This window comes from Streptococcus mitis (assembly GCF_008763935.1).
GTDB classification, from domain to species: Bacteria; Bacillota; Bacilli; order Lactobacillales; family Streptococcaceae; genus Streptococcus; species Streptococcus mitis_DB.
In genome coordinates this window covers 93,630-118,218 of record NZ_VTQF01000003.1, presented here as the reverse complement: position 1 = coordinate 118,218, position 24,589 = coordinate 93,630, and the positions used below count along the sequence as shown (strand labels likewise).

General features: G+C 39.8%; 26 protein-coding genes and 2 pseudogenes. 10 read left to right on the top strand and 18 right to left on the bottom strand.

Annotation, left to right across the window (positions count from 1 at the left end):
* Positions 1-198: 198 nt before the first annotated feature.
* From sdaAB to F9B91_RS05525, 3 genes are read left to right on the top strand one after another with little or no spacing between them, the layout of a single operon-like run.
* Positions 199-870 carry an L-serine ammonia-lyase, iron-sulfur-dependent subunit beta gene (gene sdaAB, locus F9B91_RS05535; protein ID WP_049543171.1) on the top strand — a complete coding sequence of 224 codons (672 nt, stop codon included), beginning with the start codon at positions 199-201 and terminating at the stop codon, positions 868-870.
* An 8-nt stretch (positions 871-878) separates the two neighbouring features.
* A complete protein-coding gene (gene sdaAA / locus F9B91_RS05530) occupies positions 879-1,751 on the top strand; it encodes an L-serine ammonia-lyase, iron-sulfur-dependent, subunit alpha (RefSeq protein WP_049543173.1) in 873 nt (290 codons plus the stop codon).
* A 21-nt stretch (positions 1,752-1,772) separates the two neighbouring features.
* Positions 1,773-2,405: an HAD family hydrolase gene (locus tag F9B91_RS05525; protein ID WP_004254948.1), complete on the top strand. Its 633-nt coding sequence runs from the start codon at positions 1,773-1,775 to the stop codon at positions 2,403-2,405.
* A gap of 109 nt (positions 2,406-2,514) precedes the next feature.
* Here the strand turns inward: F9B91_RS05525 and F9B91_RS05520 are convergent, their stop codons facing one another.
* Together F9B91_RS05520 and F9B91_RS05510 are read right to left on the bottom strand one after the other, a co-directional pair.
* The gene (locus tag F9B91_RS05520) at positions 2,515-4,365 is read right to left on the bottom strand and encodes a polysaccharide biosynthesis protein (RefSeq protein ID WP_001035713.1); all 1,851 of its coding nucleotides are present in this window, start codon (positions 4,363-4,365) and stop codon (positions 2,515-2,517) included.
* A 190-nt stretch (positions 4,366-4,555) separates the two neighbouring features.
* Positions 4,556-5,386 (bottom strand): glycosyltransferase, encoded by an 831-nt coding sequence (locus F9B91_RS05510; protein ID WP_150922701.1) that lies wholly within the window; start codon positions 5,384-5,386, stop codon positions 4,556-4,558.
* Positions 5,387-5,540: 154 nt separating this feature from the next.
* Between F9B91_RS05510 and F9B91_RS05505 the strand changes: the two genes are divergently transcribed.
* The 5 genes from F9B91_RS05505 to F9B91_RS05485 all read left to right on the top strand — a co-directional run bounded on the left by F9B91_RS05505 (position 5,541) and on the right by F9B91_RS05485 (position 9,822).
* On the top strand, positions 5,541-6,707 hold the full coding sequence (locus F9B91_RS05505; RefSeq protein ID WP_049543180.1) for a CynX/NimT family MFS transporter: 1,167 nt from the start codon (positions 5,541-5,543) through the stop codon (positions 6,705-6,707).
* A gap of 138 nt (positions 6,708-6,845) precedes the next feature.
* Positions 6,846-7,172 carry a PadR family transcriptional regulator gene (locus tag F9B91_RS05500; protein ID WP_000273858.1) on the top strand — a complete coding sequence of 109 codons (327 nt, stop codon included), beginning with the start codon at positions 6,846-6,848 and terminating at the stop codon, positions 7,170-7,172.
* Positions 7,159-7,752 carry a DUF1700 domain-containing protein gene (locus F9B91_RS05495; protein WP_000198685.1) on the top strand — a complete coding sequence of 198 codons (594 nt, stop codon included), beginning with the start codon at positions 7,159-7,161 and terminating at the stop codon, positions 7,750-7,752. Before F9B91_RS05500 ends, F9B91_RS05495 begins: the two co-directional genes overlap by 14 nt.
* Positions 7,745-8,695 carry a DUF4097 family beta strand repeat-containing protein gene (locus F9B91_RS05490; protein WP_150922700.1) on the top strand — a complete coding sequence of 317 codons (951 nt, stop codon included), beginning with the start codon at positions 7,745-7,747 and terminating at the stop codon, positions 8,693-8,695. Before F9B91_RS05495 ends, F9B91_RS05490 begins: the two co-directional genes overlap by 8 nt.
* 62 nt (positions 8,696-8,757) lie before the next feature.
* Entirely contained in the window at positions 8,758-9,822 is a 1,065-nt protein-coding gene (locus tag F9B91_RS05485) for a DUF6574 domain-containing protein (protein ID WP_150922699.1), read from the top strand.
* Positions 9,823-9,892: 70 nt separating this feature from the next.
* Here F9B91_RS05485 and F9B91_RS05480 read toward each other — a convergent pair whose 3' ends face one another.
* The 8 genes and pseudogenes from F9B91_RS05480 to F9B91_RS05450 all read right to left on the bottom strand — a co-directional run bounded on the left by F9B91_RS05480 (position 9,893) and on the right by F9B91_RS05450 (position 15,870).
* Positions 9,893-10,753, bottom strand: coding sequence for a DUF4299 family protein (locus tag F9B91_RS05480; protein WP_150922698.1), 861 nt, complete (start codon positions 10,751-10,753; stop codon positions 9,893-9,895).
* A 121-nt stretch (positions 10,754-10,874) separates the two neighbouring features.
* On the bottom strand, positions 10,875-11,861 hold the full coding sequence (locus F9B91_RS05475) for a rhodanese-related sulfurtransferase (RefSeq protein WP_150922697.1): 987 nt from the start codon (positions 11,859-11,861) through the stop codon (positions 10,875-10,877).
* Positions 11,862-11,993: 132 nt separating this feature from the next.
* Entirely contained in the window at positions 11,994-12,290 is a 297-nt protein-coding gene (locus F9B91_RS05470; RefSeq protein ID WP_191962418.1) for a bacteriocin immunity protein, read from the bottom strand.
* Positions 12,291-12,346: 56 nt separating this feature from the next.
* Positions 12,347-12,430: pseudogene (locus F9B91_RS05465) on the bottom strand (CPBP family intramembrane glutamate endopeptidase); the annotation flags it as partial.
* 121 nt (positions 12,431-12,551) lie between these two features.
* On the bottom strand, positions 12,552-12,716 hold the full coding sequence (locus tag F9B91_RS11305; RefSeq protein WP_153208810.1) for a hypothetical protein: 165 nt from the start codon (positions 12,714-12,716) through the stop codon (positions 12,552-12,554).
* Positions 12,717-13,206: 490 nt separating this feature from the next.
* On the bottom strand, positions 13,207-14,091 hold the full coding sequence (locus tag F9B91_RS05460; protein WP_004235732.1) for an SPFH domain-containing protein: 885 nt from the start codon (positions 14,089-14,091) through the stop codon (positions 13,207-13,209).
* Positions 14,092-14,367: 276 nt separating this feature from the next.
* Entirely contained in the window at positions 14,368-15,585 is a 1,218-nt protein-coding gene (locus tag F9B91_RS05455; protein ID WP_001291561.1) for a tyrosine-type recombinase/integrase, read from the bottom strand.
* 81 nt (positions 15,586-15,666) lie between these two features.
* Positions 15,667-15,870 carry an excisionase gene (locus F9B91_RS05450; protein ID WP_000814511.1) on the bottom strand — a complete coding sequence of 68 codons (204 nt, stop codon included), beginning with the start codon at positions 15,868-15,870 and terminating at the stop codon, positions 15,667-15,669.
* On the opposite strand from F9B91_RS05450, the gene F9B91_RS11450 reads away from it, so the two are divergent.
* Complete coding sequence (locus F9B91_RS11450) at positions 15,854-16,105, top strand: hypothetical protein (protein WP_001845478.1); 252 nt, start codon at positions 15,854-15,856, stop codon at positions 16,103-16,105. The two genes, F9B91_RS05450 and F9B91_RS11450, sit on opposite strands and share 17 nt — an antisense overlap.
* Positions 16,106-16,330: 225 nt before the next feature.
* On the opposite strand, the gene F9B91_RS05440 is transcribed toward F9B91_RS11450, so the two are convergent.
* A complete protein-coding gene (locus F9B91_RS05440; RefSeq protein WP_000857133.1) occupies positions 16,331-16,561 on the bottom strand; it encodes a helix-turn-helix domain-containing protein in 231 nt (76 codons plus the stop codon).
* Entirely contained in the window at positions 16,558-16,980 is a 423-nt protein-coding gene (locus tag F9B91_RS05435; RefSeq protein ID WP_000804885.1) for a sigma-70 family RNA polymerase sigma factor, read from the bottom strand. Before F9B91_RS05435 ends, F9B91_RS05440 begins: the two co-directional genes overlap by 4 nt.
* A 504-nt stretch (positions 16,981-17,484) precedes the next feature.
* Between F9B91_RS05435 and F9B91_RS05425 the strand changes: the two genes are divergently transcribed.
* Positions 17,485-17,838 (top strand): helix-turn-helix transcriptional regulator, encoded by a 354-nt coding sequence (locus tag F9B91_RS05425; RefSeq protein ID WP_001227347.1) that lies wholly within the window; start codon positions 17,485-17,487, stop codon positions 17,836-17,838.
* Between the two features lie 59 nt (positions 17,839-17,897).
* On the opposite strand, the gene F9B91_RS05420 is transcribed toward F9B91_RS05425, so the two are convergent.
* The 6 genes and pseudogenes from F9B91_RS05420 to F9B91_RS05395 form a co-directional block, all read right to left on the bottom strand.
* The gene (locus F9B91_RS05420) at positions 17,898-18,065 is read right to left on the bottom strand and encodes a cysteine-rich KTR domain-containing protein (RefSeq protein ID WP_000336323.1); all 168 of its coding nucleotides are present in this window, start codon (positions 18,063-18,065) and stop codon (positions 17,898-17,900) included.
* Positions 18,066-18,183: 118 nt separating this feature from the next.
* Positions 18,184-20,103, bottom strand: coding sequence for a tetracycline resistance ribosomal protection protein Tet(M) (gene tet(M) / locus F9B91_RS05415; RefSeq protein ID WP_150922695.1), 1,920 nt, complete (start codon positions 20,101-20,103; stop codon positions 18,184-18,186).
* Between the two features lie 15 nt (positions 20,104-20,118).
* Positions 20,119-20,166: pseudogene (locus F9B91_RS11680) on the bottom strand (hypothetical protein); the annotation flags it as partial.
* 313 nt (positions 20,167-20,479) lie between these two features.
* Positions 20,480-21,415 carry a conjugal transfer protein gene (locus F9B91_RS05405; protein ID WP_001224320.1) on the bottom strand — a complete coding sequence of 312 codons (936 nt, stop codon included), beginning with the start codon at positions 21,413-21,415 and terminating at the stop codon, positions 20,480-20,482.
* The gene (locus tag F9B91_RS05400; RefSeq protein ID WP_000769868.1) at positions 21,412-22,413 is read right to left on the bottom strand and encodes a lysozyme family protein; all 1,002 of its coding nucleotides are present in this window, start codon (positions 22,411-22,413) and stop codon (positions 21,412-21,414) included. The genes F9B91_RS05405 and F9B91_RS05400 overlap by 4 nt, the downstream gene beginning before the upstream one ends.
* Entirely contained in the window at positions 22,410-24,587 is a 2,178-nt protein-coding gene (locus F9B91_RS05395) for a CD3337/EF1877 family mobilome membrane protein (protein ID WP_000804748.1), read from the bottom strand. The genes F9B91_RS05400 and F9B91_RS05395 overlap by 4 nt, the downstream gene beginning before the upstream one ends.
* Positions 24,588-24,589 lie beyond the last annotated feature (2 nt).

The window sequence follows — 24,589 nt, the reverse complement described above, 5'->3', positions numbered from 1 at the left end:
TTAAATATTACTGTTTCTTGACACTTTTATGTAGAAATATTACAAAATTATTTTTTATTTCCCTAAATAAGCTATTTTTTGTTACAAAAGATGCTTTTTTATGCTATTTGTAGTGTAAAAAGGTTTTCATCCACAATTAAAGCCAAGACCTTCATTCTTTGATATAATAGAGATAAGAATTTTTATAAGGGGAAACTGATGAAATCACTTCGTTTTCAATCTGTCTTTGATATCATCGGACCAGTTATGATTGGCCCATCTAGTAGCCATACAGCTGGTGCTGTTCGTATTGGGAAGATTGTCTCTTCCATTTTTGATGATACTCCGACAGAAGTCGAATTCCAACTTTTTAACTCATTTGCCAAGACCTATCGTGGTCACGGAACAGACCTAGCCCTTGTTGCAGGTATTTTGGGCATGGATACAGATAATCCTGAAATCCCAAATAGTCTGGAGATTGCCAACAAGCGCGGCATCAAGATTGTCTGGACCATTCAGAAAGACAGTAATGCTCCTCATCCAAACACCACTAAAATTACCGTCAAAAATGCTCACAAGACCATCAGCGTGACTGGTATTTCTATCGGAGGAGGGAATATTCAGGTCACCGAACTCAATGGCTTTGCCGTCTCTCTCAATATGAATACACCGACTATCATCATTGTTCATCAAGATATTCCAGGTATGATTGCCCTCGTAACAGAGGCTCTTTCACGCTATGGTATCAATATCGCCCAGATGAATGTTACTCGTGAAAAAGCTGGTGAAAAAGCTATTATGATTATCGAAGTTGACAGTCGCAACTGTGATGAGGCCATCGAAGAAATTCGAAAAATCCCTCATCTCCACAATGTCAATTTCTTTAAATAGGAGGAAGCATGTTTTATTCTATCAAAGAATTGGTCGAGCAAGCAGATCTGGACTTTCAAGGAAATGTCTCAGAACTTATGATTACAACAGAGTTTGAATTGACCGGTCGCGAACGTGAGGAAGTCCTCCTTCTCATGGAACGCAATCTGGAAGTCATGAAAGCCTCTGTCCAACTTGGCCTCAATGAAAATAAATCTCGTAGTGGCCTGACAGGTGGAGATGCTGCCAAATTGGATCACTACATAAAAAATCGAAAAACTCTGTCAGATTACACGATTCTCTCTGCTGCCCGAAATGCCATTGCAGTCAATGAACACAATGCTAAAATGGGCTTGGTTTGTGCCACTCCGACCGCAGGAAGTGCCGGCTGTCTCCCTTCCGTTCTCACTGCTGCTATTGAAAAATTAGACCTCAGCCACGAGCAACAGCTGGATTTCCTCTTTGCTGCTGGTGCCTTTGGACTAGTCATCGCAAACAACGCCTCTATCTCGGGTGCTGAAGGCGGTTGCCAAGCTGAGGTTGGTTCAGCATCTGCTATGAGTGCTGCAGCCTTGACTCTAGCTGCAGGCGGAACACCTTATCAGGCCAGCCAGGCCATTGCCTTTGTCATTAAAAATATGCTGGGCCTCATCTGTGACCCTGTTGCCGGCTTGGTCGAAGTTCCCTGTGTCAAACGCAATGCCATGGGAGCTAGCTTTGCCTTCATCGCAGCAGACATGGCTTTGGCAGGTATCGAATCTAAAATCCCTGTGGATGAGGTTATCGATGCCATGTACCAAGTAGGAGCAAGCATGCCAACTGCCTTTCGTGAAACAGCTGAAGGTGGACTCGCTGCCACCCCTACTGGTCGTCGCCTCCAAAAAGAAATTTTCGGAGAATAAGCTTATCAAATAGGAGAAACCATGACCTCTATCACAGCGATTTTTTTCGATCTGGATGGAACCCTCGTCGACAGTTCTATCGGGATTCACAATGCCTTTACCCATACCTTTAAGGAGCTCGGGGTGCCTAGCCCTGATGCCAAAACTATTCGTGGTTTTATGGGACCGCCCCTCGAAAGTAGTTTTGCGACCTGCCTGCCCAAAGAACAAATTTCTGAGGCTGTGCAGATATACCGGTCTTACTATAAGGAGAAAGGCATCCATGAAGCTCAGCTCTTCCCTCAGATTGTAGAATTACTTCAAGAACTATCCAAGAATTACCCTCTCTACATCACCACTACAAAGAATACACCTACCGCCCAAGATATGACAAAAAACTTGGGAATCTATCATTTCTTTGATGGCATTTATGGTTCCAGACCTGAAGCACCCCATAAGGCAGATGTCATTCGCCAAGCCTTGCAGACACATCAACTAGCACCGGAACAAGCTATCATCATCGGAGATACCAAGTTTGATATGCTGGGTGCTCAAGAAACAGGCATTCAGAAATTAGCCGTCACTTGGGGATTTGGGGAGCAAGCAGATTTGCTAAACTATCAGCCTGATTATATCGCTCACAAACCCATAGAAGTTTTGGCCTATTTTCAATAACATAGACTGGGCGACAACCCCATTTCAGAAGAAAATGGAGCAAGTTTCTACATAACAAAACGCATATTACCAAGATTCTTCAGAACTGATAATATGCGTTTTTCTGTTTTTATTCAACGTGGGTGGTTTGATTGGCAAAGGCGATAATGGCTTGCTTCAATTCATCTCCACTGAGAGTTCGGAACTCTTCAATTTTTTGGTCGATAGCTTCTAGAGGCATGACATTAACCTTACCAACGAAAATCTTATCCATAACCTGATTATCAACAAGTTCTGTTGATACCAAGAGTTCTTCGTAAAGTTTTTCGCCTGGGCGGATTCCAACTTCAACAATTGGAATTTCGCTTTCGGTGTGTCCACTTAGAAGGACCATTTTCTTGGCCAAGTCATAAATCTTGACTGGTTTGCCCATATCAAGGATAAAGACTTCCCCATCCTTGGCATAAGCACCAGCGTGAATAACCAAACGGCTAGCTTCTGGAATAGTCATAAAGTAACGGGTCATGCGGAAGTCTGTCACCGTTACAGGACCGCCTTCAGCAATCTGACGTTCAAAGACAGGAATCACACTACCTCGACTACCAAGAACATTCCCAAAACGAACTGCACAGTAGGTTGATTGGCTACGTTGGTTAAAGCCAGTGACAATCAACTCAGCCACGCGCTTGGTTGCTCCCATAACATTTGGTGGATTAACCGCCTTATCTGTCGAAATCATAACCATCTTAGGTACTTTGGCTTCATCAACAGCCTTAGCAACATTGTAAGTTCCACGAATATTATTTTTGAAGGCTTCTTTTGGATTGCGCTCCATCATAGGAACGTGCTTGTGGGCTGCCGCATGATAAACAATAGCTGGCTTGTACTGCTCAAAGACTTGCAACAAACGGTCATAGTCTTGAATATCGGCAATAACTGGTACATAATCAATCCCTTGGAACTTGCGAATCAATTCATGATAAACAAGGTAGATTGAATTTTCCCCATGACCGAGCAAGACGATGCGTTCAGGATTGAAGCGACTAACTTGGCGACAGATTTCAGAACCGATTGAGCCACCAGCACCTGTGACTAAGATTGTCTTACCTGTCAGTTCTGCTCCCAGACGCGATTCATCAAGACGAATTTCCTGACGTCCCAAAAGGTCCGTAATATCAATTTTTTGGAACCCAGTACCTGCTTGGTGAAGTCCTTGAACAACCGTTTCAACCTTAGGCATCTTGTAACACTTGACACCCAGCTTATTACACATCTGCAAGATACGTTCATATTCTGACGGGTCAAGCGACGGAATCGCAACGATAACACGCTCGATTTGATGGCGTTTGGCTAATTCAGGCAGATCATCATATGAACCCAAAACAGGGATTCCACCAAGTTTTTGGCCTTTTTTCTTAGAATCCTTGTCCAAAATACCGACAAGTTCTAATTCACTAGTTGGATGTTGGTAACTATCCATAAAGAGAGCTCCACCATCACCGGCACCAATCAAGAAGGTTCGACGGTGTTCTCCATCACCACTTCCCTTTTTGCGTTTAGAGTAGATTAACTGCCAAGTAATCCGTGGCAATAAAATCAAGAAAGTACTCAACAAGATAAAGAGAATGATGAAACGGATTGAAAAAAGTGGCAAGAAGGCATAGCAGATACTATATGACAAGATACTGCTAGCAGTCACACCAAAAAAGATTTTCATGAAATCCGTAATCTTGCTGTAACGACTAATACTAGCGTTCAGCCCCCAAAATCCAATCATCAATTGATAGAACAGGAAGGCCAAACTCGTATAGATAATGTAGTCAACAGGTGCTGGATTAATCAATCCGTAGAATAAAATATAAGATACAATGATGGAAACCACCATACTCAAAATATCAAATATTCCCCAGAAAACCTGTTTTTGTTGTTTATTTAAAATTTCCACCAGATCAATCACATAATCTGTGAGTTTTTTATTCATAGAAATTTACTCCTCCTTAAAAGAGCTGGATGATTATACTCAATGAAAATCAAAGAGCAAACTAGGAAACTAGCCGCAGGCTATACCTGAGTACGGCAAGGCGACGTTGACGCGGTTTGAAGAGATTTTCGAAGAGCATTATATTGTTATTATAACACTTTTTCTCTAGTTTACGATTTGCTACAATCTTTTACTTGCTTTTTCGTAACAGTTTCATAAAAATAAACTGTCGGACAAATCCAGGACAAAGGGCAACAATCATCTGAATGGCAACACTCTTGGCGTACTCCAGGTAAGAAATTTGCCCTCTCTTCAGCATGCGCTGACGAGCTTGACGATAGAGTTTGAGGTAACGCAGTCCCCCACGACGCTCAAACATTCCTGCTCCAACACGAACCTTACACAAGATTTGATCCAGATTTCCAGTCTTGGCTCCTGCAGCAATCATGTTGAGCCAGAGGAGGTCATCCTCCATATAAAGGCCATCCTCATAGTTGCCTGCCTTGAGAACCATGTCCTTCTTGAACATGACAGTCATGTGGTTAAAGGCACTTCTCATCCTTTGATAAGCTACAATATCTGCATGCTGGGTTGGAACACGACGGTAAGAAACAATCTCATCAGGATTGTCAATAAATTCTGCAATATGTCCACCTAATAGGTCGAGCTTGTCCTTCTCCATTAGCTGAACCTGTTTCTCAAAACGGTCTGGAACTGCTATATCATCCGTATCCATACGGGCAATAATATCATACTGACACTGCAAAACACCCTGTCGAAGAGCCAGACCCAAACCTTGATTCTGCTCAAGAGGATAGCGTTTCACTGGAATTTCAGACTGGGCTTCCACTTGGTTTAATACCTGATAGAGCTCAGGTGTCAAAGGCCCATCCTCAACCAGAACCAATTCGCTCGGTTTCAGAGTCTGATTTTGAACACTCTCAATAGCATCCTTTAAAAATGTCGGATTTTCCTTGATATAGACCGACATCAATACGCTGATTTTTTGCTTTTCAGACACAGTTTTTCTCCAATGTATAGATTTCCTTCCACTATTTTATCATAATTTTCAAGACTTTCCCATTTTTATCTTGAAAGCCCAAAACCTTACTTGACATTATAGGGAAAAAGCCTTAAAATAAGCTGTTATTAAAATCAGCTAGAAGAGGTATTATATGAAAAAGCAATCACTCTTTTTTGTTCCAGGTATTATCCTGATTGGTGTTTCCTTGCGGACTCCTTTTACTGTTTTACCCATTATTTTGGGAGATATTTCGCAAGGGTTGGGAGTAGAAGTTAGTTCGCTTGGTGTCTTGACCAGCCTTCCCCTCCTCATGTTTACCCTCTTCTCACTCTTTTCTACCCGACTGGCTCAAAAAATCGGCTTGGAGCATCTCTTCACCTACAGCCTTTTCTTCTTGACCATCGGTTCTCTCATTCGACTAATCAATCTGCCCCTGCTCTATCTAGGAACCTTGATGGTTGGGGCAAGTATCGCAGTCATCAATGTGCTGCTTCCTAGTCTCATCCAAGCCAATCAACCAAAGAAGATTGGTTTTCTGACCACCTTATATGTAACCTCTATGGGGATTGCGACGGCTCTGGCTTCCTATCTAGCCGTGCCTATTACACAAGCCAGTTCTTGGAAAGGACTTATCATCCTCCTCACCCTGCTCTGTCTAGCAACTTTTTTGGTCTGGCTCCCAAATCACCGCTATAATCACAGACTAGCTCCACAAACCAAACAAAAAAGCAAAGCAAAGGTCATGCGTAATAAACAGGTCTGGGCAGTGATTGTCTTTGCAGGTTTTCAATCCTTACTCTTTTACACCGCTATGACCTGGCTACCTACCATGGCCATCCATGCAGGCCTATCCAGTCACGAAGCTGGCTTGCTGACCTCTATCTTCTCCCTGATTAGCATTCCTTTTTCAATGACCATCCCAAGCCTGACAACCAGCTTGTCTACTCGCAACCGTCAGCTCATGCTCGCTCTGGTTTCACTAGCTGGTGTGGTCGGCATTTCCATGCTCTTTTTCCCAATCGGTAATTTCTTTTACTGGCTTGCCATCCATCTCCTCATCGGAACCGCAACCAGCGCCCTCTTCCCCTATCTCATGGTCAACTTTTCACTCAAGACAAGCGCCCCTGAAAAGACTGCCCAATTGTCTGGTTTATCTCAAACAGGAGGCTATATCCTAGCAGCCTTTGGGCCAACCCTCTTTGGTTACAGTTTTGACCTTTTCCACTCTTGGGTGCCAGCTGTAGCTGCCCTCTTACTCGTCGATATCCTGATGACTGTGGCCCTCTTTACAGTGGACAGAGCTGATAAAATCCTTTAAACTTCTAGTTTTGGCTAGAGGTTTTTTATATATAAAAATTTTACACATTTCTCTTGACAGGGCTTTCATTTAGATGTACAATGTATGTGTAGAAAAATTATATATAAAAATCTTACACATTAGAAAAGGAGGTTCCCCATGTACTTTCCAACATCCTCTGCCTTGATTGAATTTCTCATCTTGGCCGTACTGGAGCAGGATGATTCTTATGGTTATGAGATTAGCCAAACCATTAAGCTGATCGCTAATATCAAAGAATCTACACTCTATCCCATTCTCAAAAAATTGGAGGGCAATAGCTTTCTGACAACCTATTCTAGAGAGTTCCAAGGTCGCATGCGCAAATACTACTCCTTGACAAATGGTGGTATAGAACAGCTCGTGACCCTAAAAGATGAATGGGCACTTTATACAGACACCATCAATGGCATCATAGAAGGGAGTATCCGCCATGACAAGAACTGAATACCTGACTCAGCTAGAACTCTATCTCAAGAAACTACCTGAAGCTGATCGCATCGAAGCCATGGACTATTTCAGAGAACTCTTTGACGATGCTGGAGTCGAGGGAGAAGAAGAACTCATCGCTAGCTTGGGAACTCCTAAGGAAGCAGCCCACGAAGTTCTATCAAATCTTCTAGATAAAAAAATCAATGAAGCGCCTGCTCAAAAGAATAACCGACAAATTTTGCATATCGCCTTGTTAGCTTTGCTTGCAGCCCCTATTGGTATTCCTCTGGGAATCGCCATCCTCGTGTCCCTGTTCGCAATCCTTGTGGCAGCCTTGACTGTCATTCTGGCTTTCTTTGCAGTTTCCATACTTGGTATCATCGGCGGATTCCTATTTTTAGTTGAAAGTTTTACTGTCCTAGCCCAAGCTAAATCAGCCTTTATCTTGATTTTCGGTTCTGGTTTACTAGCTATCGGTGCTTCTTCGCTGGTTTTATTAGGTATTTCCTATGTAGCTCGCTTCTTCGGTCTACTCATTGTTCGCCTGGTGCAATTTGTTCTTAAAAAAGGAAAGAGAGGTGACCAGCATGCGTAAATGGACAAAAGGATTTCTCATTTTTGGTGTGGTGACTACTATTATCGGCTTTGTCCTGCTCTTTGTAGGCATCCAATCTGACGGAATTAAGAGCCTACTTGCCATGTCCAAAGAACCTGTCTATGATAGCCGTACGGAAGAGCTAACCTTTGGCAAGGAAGTCGAAAACCTAGAAATTACTCTCCACCAACACGCGCTGACCATCACAGACTCTTTCGATGATCAAATCCACATTTCTTACCATCCATCTATTTCTGCTAACCATGATCTTATCACAAATCAAAACGATAAAACGCTGAGCCTCACTGATAAGAAACTGTCTGAAAGTCCATTTCTCTCTTCTGGAATTGGCGGGATTCTCCATATCGCAAGTAGCTACTCTCGTCGTTTTGAAGAAGTTATTCTCCAACTTCCAAAAGGGAGAACTCTAAAAGGAATCAACGTGTCAGCCAATCGTGGACAAACTAGTATCACTAATGCTAGTCTTGAAAATGCGACCATCAATACCAATAATGGCTATCTCCTCCGAATTGAAGGAAGTCGTATCAAAAACAGTAAACTCACAACCCCTAATATCATTAATATCTTTGATACAGACCTTACAGATAGTCAGCTAGAGTCAACAGAGAATCACTTCCACGCTGAAAAAATCCAAGTACATGGTAAGGTGGAATTGGTAGCAAAAACAGACCTAAACCTCCTACTTTCCGAAGAAGAAAAACAAAGAATCAACTTAGATCTTTCAACAAAACATGGTTCTATTATCCATTTTCTGAGAGAAGGAAGACATTCGTTTAAAAATAAAGAAAACAAAGATGAACATTTAAGCAATCCTTATAAAACAGAAAAAGCTGATGTGAAAGATCAACTCATAGCAAGGGCAGACCAGTATATCTATCTACTCAAAGCAGAGGAACACGAGTCTTCTTCTAGAAATCGTTGACAAAAGCGCTTACATCTGCTACTATAAAAGCATATTTATCTAACTAAAAAGGAGGTTCTACCATGAAACAAGAATGGTTTGAAAGTAATGATTTTGTAAAAGCAACAAGCAAGAACAAACCTGAAGAGCAAACTCAAGAGGTTGCAGACAAGGCTGAAGAAACGATAGCCAATCTCGATACACCAATTGAAAAAAATACTCAAGTAGAGGAGGACGTCTCTCAAGCTGAAGTCGAACTGGAAAGCCAGCAAGAAGAGAAAATTGAAGCTCCTGAAGACAGTGAAGCAAGAACAGAAATAGAAGAAAAGAAAGCATTAGATTCTACTGAAGAAGAGTCAGACCTTTCTAAAGAAACAGAAAAAGTCACTAAAGCTGAAGAGAGTCAAGAAGCACTTCCTCAGCAAAAAACAATCTTGAAAGAGCCACTTCTTATCAGTCAATCCTTAGAAAGTCCTTATATCCCCGACCAAGCTCCAAAATCTACGGATAAATGGAAAGAACAAGTGCTTGATTTTTGGTCTTGGCTAGTGGAAGCAATCAAATCTCCTACAAGCAGTCTTGAAACAAGTAGCACACACAGTTACACAGCCTTTCTTTTGCTCATTCTGTTTTCTGCATCTTCCTTTTTCTTTAGTATCTACCACATCAAACATGCTTACTATGGAAATATAGCAACTATGCATAATCACTTCCCTGAACAATTTGCTTCATTAAATCTCTTTTCAATTATCTCTATCCTAGTAGCAACAGCACTCTTCTTCTTTTCATTCCTCTTGGGTAGTTTCGTCGTGAGACGATTTATCTACCAAGAAAAGGACTGGACCCTAGAAAAAGTTCTCCAACAATATAGTCAACTCTTGGCAATTCCAATCTTCCTCACTGCCATTGCTAGTTTCTTTGCCTTCTTTGATAGCCTACGATTTACAGCTCTCTTGTGTGTGATTAGCATTGGGATCACTCTGCTTGCTAGCCTCCATATCATTACAAGACCTAGTCAAGCAAGTGAAGCCGACTCCTTCTATCAGTTATTCTTGTCTGTCCTTGTGAACGGAGTTATTATCCTCCTCTTCTTTGTAGCTGAAGTGGCACTGATTGGGGATTATCTTCGTATCTTGGCCTTTCTTTAAACTTTAATCCTGTCTTTCATGGCAGGATTTTTCTATGTCAAAAAAGCAAGTCGATTGACCTGCTTCTGCTTTACTTTTCTTGTGCTAATGTTTTAAAATCTTTTTCTAAGATGGGTTGAATTTCTAATTGATTGGCGTCTAGTTGGTGGTAAGATGCTGATGGTAGTGACTCTAGGAATTTTGCATAGTCCAAGCGGGCAATGGCTTCATAGTCTTCTGGTTTAGAGCCATCTCCTGTGATTTGAACCAAGTCAATCTCCCACTGCACTTCCTTATCCACCAATTGCTCCATATAGGCTTCAGGTACAAATGGTTCTCTAGGTAAAACGGTCTTGACCCCTTGAGCCAGATGGTAAACACCGTGAACTTGTCCTTCTCCATCCTGATAGAAGGAAACTCTTGCAAAGTAAGCATCTGTCTCTTGAACTGCACGTACACGTGCTTCAAACTGAGCCAAGCCATCTTCCCCTAAAAAGCTTTTCAAGTCCTCATGACTAAAGAAAACAGGATTAAAAATTCCTTGGCAAATCGTAAAACGGGCTGCGGTGTCTGCCAGATAGGCTTGAATACTTGCTTGGAAATAAGCTTCAAAATCAAAACCATCTAGTTCTTCAATCTCAGTTCCTGTGTAAGCAAGCAGAGCATCTAAAAATGACTTGATGATCTCCCAGTCTGTCTTCGTGAGTAGCTCAGGAAGATCGACACGGTAAGCCTTTTGACCATCAGCATAACTGACTTTAAAAAGAAATTGTGATTGCCCCACTATCGCACACTCAATATACTCAAGACGGCTAAGAGGCTGACGGAGATAGACAGCATCATAGCTATGTGACTCCAAACCATCTACCAAGGCCAAGATTGACTTGGCAGTCAAAATCTCTTGTTCTCCTAAAATGCTCTGTTTATTTGGAATAAAAAATGTTTTCACCATAACTGAACTCCTTTGAAATCGTTTACATATAGTATACCTTATTTTCCTGAAAGATACAGAAACAAACTTTAGATTTTTGAGTAAAAAGCATAGAAAAACAGCCCCTAAGGACTGTTGAATCTTATACAGTAGCTGCTTGATCCAGGCTTTCACCGATAGCGGCTAGGCGCTCGACAACTTCAGCTTGTGTCAATTCATTTTCTGAAACATAGCGGTTACGTGGGTGAACACGGCACTCGTGTGAACATCCACGAAGGTACTTGTCTTCATTTTCTTCTGATGTCAAGATACGACGGTTACAGAATGGATTTCCACAGTTGACATAACGTTCACATGGTGTTCCATCAAACCAGTCTTTCCCTACGATGGTTGGGTTGACATGGTTGACATCTACGGCGATACGCTCGTCAAAGACGTACATTTTCCCATCCCAAAGCTCACCTTGGACTTCTGGGTCTTTACCGTAAGTTGCAATTCCTCCGTGCAATTGACCAACATCTTTGTAGCCTTCACGGACCATCCAACCTGAGAATTTCTCACAGCGAACTCCACCTGTACAGTAAACTACGACACGCTTGTCCATGAATTTTTCCTTGTTATCACGAACCCACTGTGGCAACTCACGGAAGTTGCGGATATCTGGGCGGATAGCCCCACGGAAATGTCCTAGGTCATACTCATAATCGTTACGTGTGTCAAGGACAACTGTATCTTCGTCAAGAAGAGCTTCTTTGAATTCTTTTGGAGACAAGTAAGCACCTGTTGTTTCAAGTGGGTTGATGTCGTTGTCAAAGTCGTTGTCTTCCAAACCAAGGTGGACAATTTCTTTTTTGTAGCGAACGAACATCTTCTTGAAGGCTTGTTCATTTTCTTCGTCAATCTTGAACCAGAGTTCTTCCATACCTGGGAGGCTGTGAACGTAGTCCATGTATTTTTGAGTTGTTTCGTAGTCACCTGAAACTGTTCCGTTAATTCCCTCGTCAGCGACTAGGATACGGCCTTTAAGGCCGATTGATTTACAGAAAGCCAAGTGGTCTGCAACAAATTGCTCTGCATTTTCAATTGGAGTGTAAAGGTAGTAAAGTAAGACACGAATATCTTTTGCCATAAGATTTGTTCTCTTTTCTATTCTTAAATTTTCAGAATTTTTCATCTAACTATACTAGTATACCTGCTTGAGAAAACGAATGCAATTTATTTGACTGGAAATTTATAGAAAGAGTCCTATCCCTGTACTTCATCAGTAGCCATAGCGAATAGCAGATAATTCTCTCAATTTTTTGATCTGCTCGGATTGACTTTCTGATAACATCAGCTTATTGTCAATCAACACACGTGAGATGTCAACATTCATTTGACTCAAAATAAATGGAGTAGAGGTCCCATCGTCCTCTAATCGTCTTTTATAACTCACTAACAGATTTTTCAAAGGAGCAAGTTGAGGCGTATTGCTTATACCTTCCAATAGATGATTTATAATCGTCATGGCTTCACAACGTCTTTCGCTTCCTCCAGCAAACCATTTTAATGGTGTCATTCTCATTTTCCTCCTTAAATTGAAAAGCTATCATTCCTAACTCTCGTACCAATATTTCACCCAAATACCCTGTGTAAAAAAGTCAGCAAAAATGGTAATGTTGCGAAAATATTATTAATCACATAAGACGCATAAGCAGGATTGAAGTTTTAAAAAAGTAAAACTTAATCTTAACTACCGACTTAGCAACTAATCTAGCAAGCCACAATAAACCATCTCATTGAAATACTAGTCCTATCTAGACTGAACTTAAATTTTTGTTTAGAGGCTGGACAAAAACTCAATTTCAGGAGAAAACGAAGTAAATCTTCCCACAATAAAGCTGATATGATAAAAATCCTCATCGCTCCAAACAACACTATCCATGAAAGATTCATGAGTATGATCATCTGTAAAATCAAGACTCCCTAAAATCACATCTGCCAATTCTCCTAATGTTTCTTTTTTAGAAATCTGTATATTCCTGTAGCAACCTTTTCCAAGTTTTACGGAAATAACACCTCTCTTTTATTTTAGCATTAATTTGTCTAACTAGATCAGGTATAAATAGGAAAATGTACAGAAATTTTATGTTTCACGAGAAACACTCTATATCATCTATTATAAAAATGAGAGTATTAGGTATCTATCTGCTTGTCAGATAGTAGACCTACACTCTATCCCCATAGCAATTCACAAGTTTTTCCACAATTTGTTAATAACTAACTTAAAGTGTTTCTTACTTCCAAATTTATAGGAAATAATATATGTTTGGTCTATTAAATAGATTCAGTGAACTAATAGTAGCAGCAGAACACTGACAGTTATCCACACTTATCCACAACCTGTTAGTAACTTTTGTGAATAGTCTTATTTAAGCTAAGATTCATCTCTCACCATAACTAAAAAAGAGCCTGACTCCAGGCTCTTTAGTCTATTATTTCTTCTCAGCACGAAGGGCTGACAAGATTTGTGTACGGATATCATCCACACCATTTGGCGTATTTGGTAAAAAGATAGTTTGATTTCCTTTAGAAGCAAAGGTATTCAAGGTATCCAAATACTGGTTAGTCAAGAGGATGGACATGATTTGTTCTTCTGTCATGCCAACATTGGCTTCCTTGAGTTCTGTGATAGACTCTGCCAATCCATCCACAATCGCCTTACGTTGTTGGGCAATCCCCACACCATGAAGGCGGTCTTTTTCTGCTTCGGCTTCAGCTGCAGTGACAATTTTAATCTTGTCAGCTTCCGCCAATTCTTGCGCTGCGACCCGCTTACGTTGGGCCGCATTGATTTCATTCATGGATTGCTTAACTTCTGCATCTGGTTCGACCTTAGTAATCAAGGTTTTCACGATAATATAACCATAAGTAGTCATTTCTTCCGCCACTTGGTGTTGAACTTCAAGGGCAATCTCATCTTTTTTCTCAAACAATTCATCCAAGGTTAATTTGGGAACAGAAGAGCGAAGAGCATCTTCGATATAAGATTTAATCTGAGATTCTGGACGCATGAGTTTATAGTAGGCATCTGTTACGCTCTGCTCATTAACACGGTACTGAGTCGCTACATTCATCATAACGAACACATTGTCCTTAGTCTTAGTCTCAACCACAATATCGCTTTGCAACAAGCGCAACTGAATCCGCGCTGCAATCGAGTCAATCCCAAAAGGCAAGCGGATGTGAATACCGCTATTGGCAACCTTTTGGTATTTCCCAAAGCGTTCAATAATCGCCACCGACTGTTGACGAACCACATAAACTGTACTCAGTGTGACTATCACCAATAGGAGCACACAAACCACCACAAAAATCATCAAAAATGTTGTTACCATCGCGACGACCTCCATCATTATTTTTTTCTGTATTATAGCACATTTAAAGAAGGATGTGCAGTTTTTACTGCAATTTTTAAAAATAAACAAAGTATAAATTTCTAATTATCTTTTTATATTTTCTTAAATGCTCGTAAAGCCTTATTCTATGTGCTTTCGAGTATTTTTACTGTAGGAAGATACTTCACGTTTCTTTGCATATTTCCTCATGTCTTAGCTGTCAGAAGTGGTAAATAAGTAGTAAATTCATTTGTACTACTAAGCAACAAGACGCTCCTGTTGCTTCTCTTTATTCAAGCGTTTCATTTCTGCCATTGCAGAATCGAATGTTGCATGTGCGTAATAGTTCAGCGTCATGGCTATATTAGCATGTCCCATAATGTACTGTAATGCCTTTGGATTCATTCCTGCATTTGCATAGTTGGTACAGAATGTATGTCGCAAACTATGTGGAGTGATGTGTGGCAATTTATCCTCGTTATACTTATTGTATTTCTTAACAAGACCTTTCATCATGCCGTTGTAATCACTTGCCACTTTTGGATAGTTCTTTCTATTAAGAAAGAGGAAATCACTATATCCATCAATCTCAACACGCTTATCATTCTTTCGATTCGCTAACACTCGCTTAAATGCTTGATAGGCTTCTTCAACCATAGGAACTTGACGTTCGCCACTTTTGGTCTTTGGTGTTTCAATGTAGTACCCAATTTCAGTATCTCTCAATAGCTGATGGTCTATATTGACAAGACGATTCTCAAAATCTAAATCTGGAAGTGTCAAACCACCAAACTCTGAAATACGAAGACCTGTTTTTAAGAGTATCAGAATTTCATCATAATTTTTGCTGTAGGTTTTATCAGCTTTTGCAAAGGCTAACAGTTTTTCTTCCTGTTCTTCTGTTAGTACGGTCTTAGGGACAGTATCATCATCAAGAACTGCTTTCAGTTGAAAGTCAAATGGATTCTTCCGAACACAATCATCTTGTATAGCAATATAGAATGAAGCCTTTAAAGAACGTTTGTAGTTATTGATGGTTTGATAAGCATAACCATTTTCACTCATTCTAATAGCCCATTCTTTAGCGTCTGATGGCTTAATACTGTCAATACTTCTTACACCTAACTTGTCTTTCTTCAAAATATCCATAAGATATTTGCGTCCAGTTTCAGTGTTTTTTCTAACCTTTGGTCTTTGAGCGTTCTGTTTTGCGTAAAGCTGGCAGAGTGTCATTTTCTTTCCTACAACATCAATACCATCATGAATGTCTTTCTGTAACTCTGCGATTTTCTCTCTAAGTGAGATACAATCACGCTTTCCTGCTGGTACTCGGTCTGTAGCCACAAGTTTCCACGAGTAAACAAATTGCGGTTCTCCAAATGAATCTATATATTTGTATAAGTATCTTCCGTCTTTTCGTTGGCTCTCTCCAGTCTTTAAGATTCGACCTTTATTGTCACGTCTTTTTTCTGACATGGCATTTGCTCCTTTCCTTTATGGAAAGAGCCTTGATACGACTTAATACTATTTTATCATATACAAGACCCTTTGGCGACGCTAGATTGCGTCCAATGTATCTATAATTTTTTCAAATTGTTTTCGTTTAATCTGAATACGATTGCCATTCATAATCAGCCAATTTGCATTTTTATTTTCCTCTGCCAAGCGTCGTAGCTTGTTTTCGCCAATACGAAAATATTTTGACGCTTCTTCAATGGTTAGGGTATAACGTTCCCAAATAGGAATGTCAGTCTGCTTCATAAAATCCTCCTTTCCAAATCACTTATTTGGATTTCATAAAAGTTGTTTTACCAGCAATCGAACAGCTTTAGCAAAGCTCACGGGAGTTCCACCCCTGCATGGTTCTCATGTAGCCATACTCATTGCCTGCGACGGTTTTATCACGCTCGGACTATTGACTGTATGGGAGTATCATTATCACGATAAGAATGTCGTTGCAGGCAATCCTGCTAAAGATTGCTTCTCGGATCACTAACATGAATCGCTCGCTATCTTTATAAGATAGGTCATGGCGGTTAGTTCCGTTGGCTCTTTTCTTATCGAAACGTATTCGATTACTTTTATTCAGTTTTCAAAGAACAATGGCTCGTTAGCCTATCAAAACACATTGAAAGCTCAATATGCTTTGGTGGAATAACAAACCTCCCTGTTCGGGAAGCGTGGAATGGTTTAGCACGCTTCCACGAAAGGAGAGAGGATATTACTTAATTTCAAATGACAAAATCTTTGTAATCAGTCTGGTTTCCATTCTTCCACGTAAGACTTCATCAACGACCATACTTTGATTGCCATATTCATCTTTCATAAGTCGTAGGGAACGCTTCGTTATGTACCCTCTGTAATGATGTAGAATCTGGTTAATCGCTTCGGTATCGCCATCTGTTGCCTTTACAATGAGAGGAAAGGGAATCATAGGATATTGTGTTTTCATTCTTCAAATTCCTCCATAAACTTTTTAATTAAGGCTAGTCCACTGGTTCTATGCCGATAGACAGTAGAACGGTTCAATTTCAACAGGTCTGCAATTTCTGAATCGCTCATGTCCATAAAGTAAAACAGCAGTAGAATTTCACGTTTCTTGTCTGGCAACTCACGTAATGCTTCACTCAACAAATCATTTTCAACGCCTACTGATAACCCATTGAGTGTAAAAATCTGAAAGTCAGTTGAATAGTTATCTGTTGTCGCAAACTGGCTAACAAGATAATCGCCAACATCCGAAAAGGACACCTCACGCTTTGCAATCCTTGAAAGATAAAGCATATAATTCTTTCGCTCGTCTTCCATAGCACGTTTACAGATATAGTCAAACTGATTTTCTATTGTGGTCTGAAAAGAAGATGGTTTCATGTTTCTCACCCCCTTTCTGTCTAGGAAAGGAAGTGAGCCTTGCTCGTTTATCTCCTTTCACTCTTAGTCCCAATGTGAAAGGGGGATTTGTTGCATTACTGATAAATAAACTTTGTAAAAAAGTTCTGAATAGCCAAAAAAGCATATAAACAGATTTATTTCTCTGTTTACATGCTTCTGTTATTCTATCTATATGATTTATAAAACCACATTGGTGGACGTACTTATCTATTGCAGATAGACGACTTTTTTTGACAAGAACCCAATGTAAGGAAATTTATTGTATATGATGTACTTCATGGCGACGTTGACCTCCAACAAACCGCCATTTGGAAGTAATATACAATATTTTAACAGCGTAAATAGCACTACCATATAACGGTTTTTTTTATTGGCGTTTAGTAGTGCTTTTTATTAAATATAAACCTATAAACCATATAACACGTTTTTCTATACCTGTTTTTAATTCAGTAGGAACAATAAAATGTATAGAGGTGGTCTACTATGCGTAAAAAAGAAGATAAATATGATTTTAGAGCCTTTGGTTTAGCCATTAAAGAAGCTCGATTGAAACGAGGTTTAACTCGTGAACAAGTGGGAGCATTGATTGAAATTGACCCACGGTACTTAACTAATATTGAAAATAAAGGGCAACACCCCAGCATACAAGTTCTTTATGACCTTGTATCGTTACTTCATGTTTCCGTTGATGAATTTTTCTTACCTGCTAATAACTTGGTAAAAAGCACCCGACGATTACAGATAGAGAAATACATGGATAGCTTTACAGACAAAGAACTATCCTTAATGGAATCTTTAGCCAGCGGTATCAACGAAGCAAGAAACATCGAAGACTAATTAAAAGAATCCATACATAACGGAAAGAGCCGATAAAATGAGATTGTATTAATCTCATTTTATCGGCTCTGCGTCTTTGCGTCTGGCTCTGTAATCACAGTTACTTTGAACTGCTTTATTTCAATTAAATTTTCTTGTCTGCATTTCGGACAATAGAGGGGGAATTTTTTTAATTCAGTATCTTCCCTTATCTTTAATCGTGTTTTATTTCCACATACAGGACACAATATCCACTTGTAGTTTATAATAACTATCTCCTCCTTTACACTTTAATTCAAATCTTTATTAAAAAATATTTCATCTTATTTAACAAGAAACCATATTTATATAACAACATAAAATACACTAAGTTATTTTATTGAACATATATCGTACTTTATCTATCCGACTATTTGGACGACGGGGCTGGCAAACAGGTTCACCGGTAGTAACATGGTACCCTTTTAACTCTGTTAAACAAACACTACGTCCATTTGTAAAGAAAGTTAAATCACTACGATATTCTTGAATACACCGAGCAGGGATTTCTCCACTAAGAATGACCTCATTATTTTTCAATTGAGTGTCTACGATGTTCGCACAATATTTAGGAGCATCGTTGTATGCTCGTGAAAGATATTCCTGTGGCGCATAAATTTTAAAACTAAGATATGGCTCTAACAATTCTGTTCCAGCTTTTTTTAAGACTTGTTCCAATACAATAGGAGCAAGCATCCGAAAATCTGCTGGGGTACTAACAGGGCTATAGTATAAGCCATACTTAAAACAGATTTTACAGTCCGTCACATTCCAACCATACAATCCTTGTTCACAGCCATAGCGTATCCCCTCCATAACTGCATTTTGAAACGATTGATTTAAGTATCCAAGAGAAACCGAGCTCTCATACTGTACTCCGCTCCCTAATGGAAGCGGTGCTACAGATAGACCAATGGAAGCCCAGAAAGGATTCGGTGGAACTTCGATGTGAATGGTATACTCTGCTTTTTTTAACGGTCTTTCCATATAAATGACTGTAGGCTCTTTTATTTCTATCTCCACATGATACTTTTCTTGCAGCAGAGCACAAGTCACTTCCATTTGTACTTTCCCTAAGAAAGAAAGTATGATTTCATGTGTCGCAGAATCCACGTAATATCGTAGAAGCGGATCACTATCTGAGATTTCCAAAAGGGCATCAAGCAACATTTCTCTCTGTTCAGGTTTACTCGGTTCAACAGTTGTTTGTAGTAGAGGGTGCGGATTTTCAATTCTCTCTCTCTGTGGCAATAGCTTTGTATCTCCAAGAACACTATTTAACTTCAAAAACTCATTCTGCAAAATAACAATTTCCCCGGAATAAGCCTTATCGATTTTACATAATTCACCATTTATTGAAGTATACATTTCTGTAATTTTTATTTTTTCCTTTTCCGATATTCTAACCGAATCTCGCAAATGCAGTACGCCACTATAAAGACGTATATATGCAAGACGCTGTCTTTTTTCCGAATACTCAATTTTGAAAACATTTCCGCAAAGTTCAGACGGACCTCGATGTGTTGATGAATAAAATTTATTAGTAATAACTTCTATAAGGTTATCAATCCCTATATTACTTTTTGCACTTCCATGATAAAGAGGGAACAGAGAACAATTCTGAAATCTTATGCTTTCCTCTTGTTCGAGTTCCAATGCTTCTAATGATTTACCGGACATATATTTCTCTAAAAGGTCATCGTTTCCCTCTATTACCGTATCCCATTGTTCAGATTCGGTAAAGTTCGTCACACACATATTAGGATACAGTTCTACCTTCTGTTTGATTACAATTTCGGCAGAAAGTTTCTCTTTAATATCCTGATAAACCGTTGATAAATCAATTCCATTTTGGTCAATCTTATTGATAAAAAAGATTGTGGGAATCCCCATTTTCCTAAGTGCATGAAATAATATACGAGTTTGTGCTTGTACGCCATCTTTTGCAGAAATCAGTAGAATTGCCCCATCTAAAACTGATAATGAACGATATACTTCTGCTAAGAAATCCATATGTCCTGGCGTGTCTATGATGTTCACCTTCGTATTTTCCCACTGAAAAGAGGTTATTCCTGTCTGAATTGTAATTCCTCTCTGACGTTCTAAAAGCGTATTATCCGTCCTCGTTGTACCTTTGTCCACGCTTCCTAATTCTGTAATCGCTCCACTGTTATATAATAAGCTTTCTGTTAAGGTAGTTTTTCCCGCATCAACATGAGCTAAAACTCCAATATTAATAATTTTCATGTGATTTTCCTCCATTCAAAAGCCCAAAAGGGCATAAAAATCCCAGTGATAAATACTCTTATCACTGGGATTTTTATGCATAACCATAGGCATACAAAGCATACAGATATTCTCCGGATACTTTAGAATCACATGATAAAGGTATTTTTAAACTGGGTACAAAAAACTAAGCCCTCCTAAAAAAGGACATCCAATTATTTGTTCCCACTATCAAATTGACAGTTTATTTAAGAATACCTTGCCGCATATTTATTAACTCCTTTTAAATAGATACTTAAATAATAGCACATAAGAGCATATTTGTAAAGGAATCTCCAATTTTTTATCAAAGAGAGTACGTGATTACAAAATAGCTGTAATAATGTACCAATATTTGTTATTCTATAATCTTCCAATTACTCCCGTTCTTTTCAAGTACCAAATCAAATTGAGATACCTGCGTTGCTTTGGTCTGCTGGTCGATATACTCCACTGTCAGCGATACCGTGACTTGATTATCCTTACGATTGTGAATAGGATTTACCAGTTCTTGAAAGATGTACTCTTTTCCGATTGGTTTTAATATCCCGTCATTCACATAGTAGGAAAGTTCACTGGCTGTCGCTGTAGGATAGAGCTTGAAGAACGTCGTTAAAAACTCATTGATTTCATTGGTTGTAATGGAATCAACCGTCCCCTCACTTTCAATGGCTTTTGGTTTATAACTTGATTTCTTAGGTATGTTGGTAATGGTCGGATTCTTAACCAGTACCATATTTCCAGAACCATCTACATAGACACTCACTATATAAGCAGAGTGGACGGTCTTTGTATTTTCTCCCTCTGTAATGAGCTGGTCTACACTGTAGGTTACATTAAACTCATTGTCGCCAGTTGGCTCTACCGTCCATATCTGAAATCCTCTTACAGAAGACGATACAGGAATATCTTTGCGTACTGTATCAACATTGAGAGCTTGAAGTTCATCTGTCAGATAGCCTTTTAGACTTTCCATTCGATTATCAATGGACTTATCGGATTGCTCCCATGAATAGTAGACTTTCGCAAAGTTCTCTACAAAATTTTCTACATGATGAGTATCAACGTATTCCTTTTCTATGATAGTTGTTTCGTGAATAGTATGAGTATCTATAGCTGTAAAGTGCTTGAATATCGCAAAGCTGAAACTAAGCCCTAAAAGTACCCACAAGGCAATCACAACCTTTTTATGAGGATTGACCTTATAGTAGACACGAGGTTTCTTTTCCTTTGGTATCTGTTTTTCTTTATTCTGATTTTTTCTAAATTTCATCATTAAATCTTCCTTTCTCATTGTTTGATTCGTCCTGCTCCCACTAAATGCTGTTGCCAGTAGGGGCTTGTTAAGTCGGCATAACCGATTGGGTCGCCTGCATGAAACATACGGTTATTGCCAAGGTATATCCCAACATGAGTAATATAAGAGCCAGCGTTATAGGTAGAATGAAAGAAAACCAAATCGCCAGCTTGTGCTTCCGATAGTGGGATATGCTGGGTCACATCATATTGCTGTTGTGCGGTTCGTGGTAAGTTAATTCCAGCTTTTCCATACGTCCATTGTGTCAGTCCGCTACAATCAAAAGAAGTAGTCGGGGAAGCTCCACCGTAAACGTATCGCCAGCCCTCATATTTCAGTGCTTCGTCCATGATGGCTTGTACCGTATCATCATCAAACTCTGTTGTGACAAGATACTGCGTTACCAGTTGCACATAAAACATATTGCCATAGTTGTATCGCCAGCCCCCATTGATAGGTATGGCTATGGGATTGGGGTAAGACACTTTTTCGCCACCTGAATACTCTTTTGAGAAACTTTGAGCCAGTTCAAAGGTATATTTATTTCCACGATTAGCCACATACCCTAAGAAACCACCACCATAATTGTAGGACTGGATAACCGATTCTAAATCTACACTGAGCCTTTCGCTACTGGCTAATAATTCACTGAAATACTTCACACCTTGCTTAATGGATTCTTCTGTACTCAATGAATTAGGTGGAAGACCGAGGGATTCCGAGGACTGCATAACATCTTCCGCAGTACCGCCCGATTCCACCTGTATAATCGCAAGAAGTATGTTGACATATTCTTCAACGCCATATTCTTTGGCATATTTTTCTACCATAGGCTTATGAGCCAGCACTTCTGCGGAAACATTCACACCTCCATAATGAATATTGGAAATTCCGCTGTCCTGTTCATCTGAAAATAAAATGGCAACAAACAGAAGCAGTGAGAAGACCATCAAGAATAATCCAGAACCACCAATCACTAAAGTTTTCAACTTCATGGTTTCTTACCGACTTTCTTAATGGTGGCGGTTTTGATTGGTGGTCTACTTCTTGTATTTTGTAGTGGTACTCTTTGAACAGTAGACGGACGTTCTTTTGTGATTGGACGTTGTGAAGTTCTATCTGCTGTAGTGGTTGAAGTTGCTGGCTTTTGAACGGTTTTTTCTTGAACGGTATTGCCTTGGCGTTCCACTTTTGGACTTGAAAAATCGGACTTAACTGCTGGACGCTCTTGTTTGGCTTGTTGAGATTCCTTATATGAAGTCTGAATATTAGACTGTTTTGAGGTCTGTTCATCATGATATTGTTCTTGTCTTGTAGTCGGTCTTTCATGAACAGAAGAAGCAGGCTGTTTTTTCTGTTTGACCTGTTCCATTTCAGAGCGACGCTTCGCAATGGTTTTTCGCCTTTGTTCCTGCTGTTCCTTGCGTCCACTGGCTCTGTCCGCTTTGGTTTGAGAAATACTACTGGTTAAATCACGGACATTCTCTTTTACTTTGGATTTTCCTTGATATACTGCATATCTTGCATTGGTCGGCAAATCTTTAACCTGTTCTTTCAAACCACTAGCAGTGTCTACCATTCTGTCTTTGGTATCAGCTACTGTACCGATGGTTTGACCGATACGTTTTCCAAGTGTTGATTTTTCCTTTCCGTCTGGTCGGGAGTGATCTGCTTGTGTCCTTGCAGAACTCCCCGAACCCGACTGTCCTTTTTTACCTGTAACAATGGCAGACCCAGCCCCTAGAGTAGTCATGGAACGTCCAAGTTTCCGCTGTAGACGGTGCATGTGAGCGTGCATAAGCATACGAGGTTTTCTCATCACACGACTTCCCACACTTTGAGAATCGTTACTCTGTAGAGAAAACATACTCATTAAATCGCCCAGCTTGAAGTAGATTCCTGCAAAGGTCACAATCTGTAGAAAAGCAATCAAAAAGAACGGATAACCAGCCGATAAGGTATAGAGCATGGTTGAAATACTAAATGCTGTCGTAATAATCAATGTGATTCCAGCTCGTGTCAAAATGGTATTAAAGAGCTTTGTTATGGCTCGTTTTGACATACCATCAAATGATGGAATCATGCTTAAAATAAAGCTCACAGGCAGAAACATAGCATAGATGATAAAAAGTACCTGCGAGAAAATCATGATTCCTGTTAATAGGAATACAAATATGGAAATCCCAATATTGAAGACAAATAGGAAGAAGACTGTACCTAAACGGTTAATGGTCTTTGTAATGGTTAGATTGGTATTGCTTCTGTCTTCAATTTCTTCCGCAACAATTTTTTCTCTGTCTTCGCCATTGTTGGAATCTGGGCTGGTGGAGAGCAGGCTTTCCACACGGTCAATACCGATACTTTCAATGTCTGAACTGTTGTATTGAAGCAGTAGCCACGGTTGCTGAACCTGTATGGAAAACAGGCTATCTCTGATTAAGTCCACGCTGTCCTTGCCTTGACTATCGGAATGGGGCATGACAATCTTCGTGCCAAGTGATAAACTGGCATTACTGATGTCTGATGAAAAGTCATTGATTTTTTTAATGTAGTCGGGAGCGTAGGCAATAAAGGAAGCCGATAGGATAAACACCAGCACAAAATTCATAATGGCATGAATTGCCTTTGTGGTTTCTCTCTTTATCAGTCCCGTATAGGCAACATAAACCCCAAGAACCAAAATCAAGAGTAAGAGGAATCCAACATAGAAACCCTCTGTTGAAAATCCGTTTGCACTCACACCAGCTAAGGTCTGCATATTCTTACCAATGGAATCTGCTGTAGCGGAAATGAAGTCTAAGGAATAGGCTTCCTGTACTAAGTAACCTGTCGCATTGGAAACATACAAACTGATTGTCCAAATAAAATTGGTAATGGCATATAGTCCATACATGACCTGTTTTCCAATCCCGTCCGACCAGTTCCACGGAAGCCAGCCCCAGCTATTATCCACATAAAAATCCAGTTGATAGTTTTCAAGTGGGTATCGGCTGTATTCATTTGCCACATTGACCGTATCATCTACCAAGCCCGCAGCTTGAACCACCGTTCCCAGCATGGCTAAAAGAAAAATGGCAATCACAAGTGTGAAAGCCACTGTCATTGCCACTTTACCTAGACGTTTCAGCGTCCAGTTTGATTTTATTCTGTTTACTATTGATGGTTTCACAT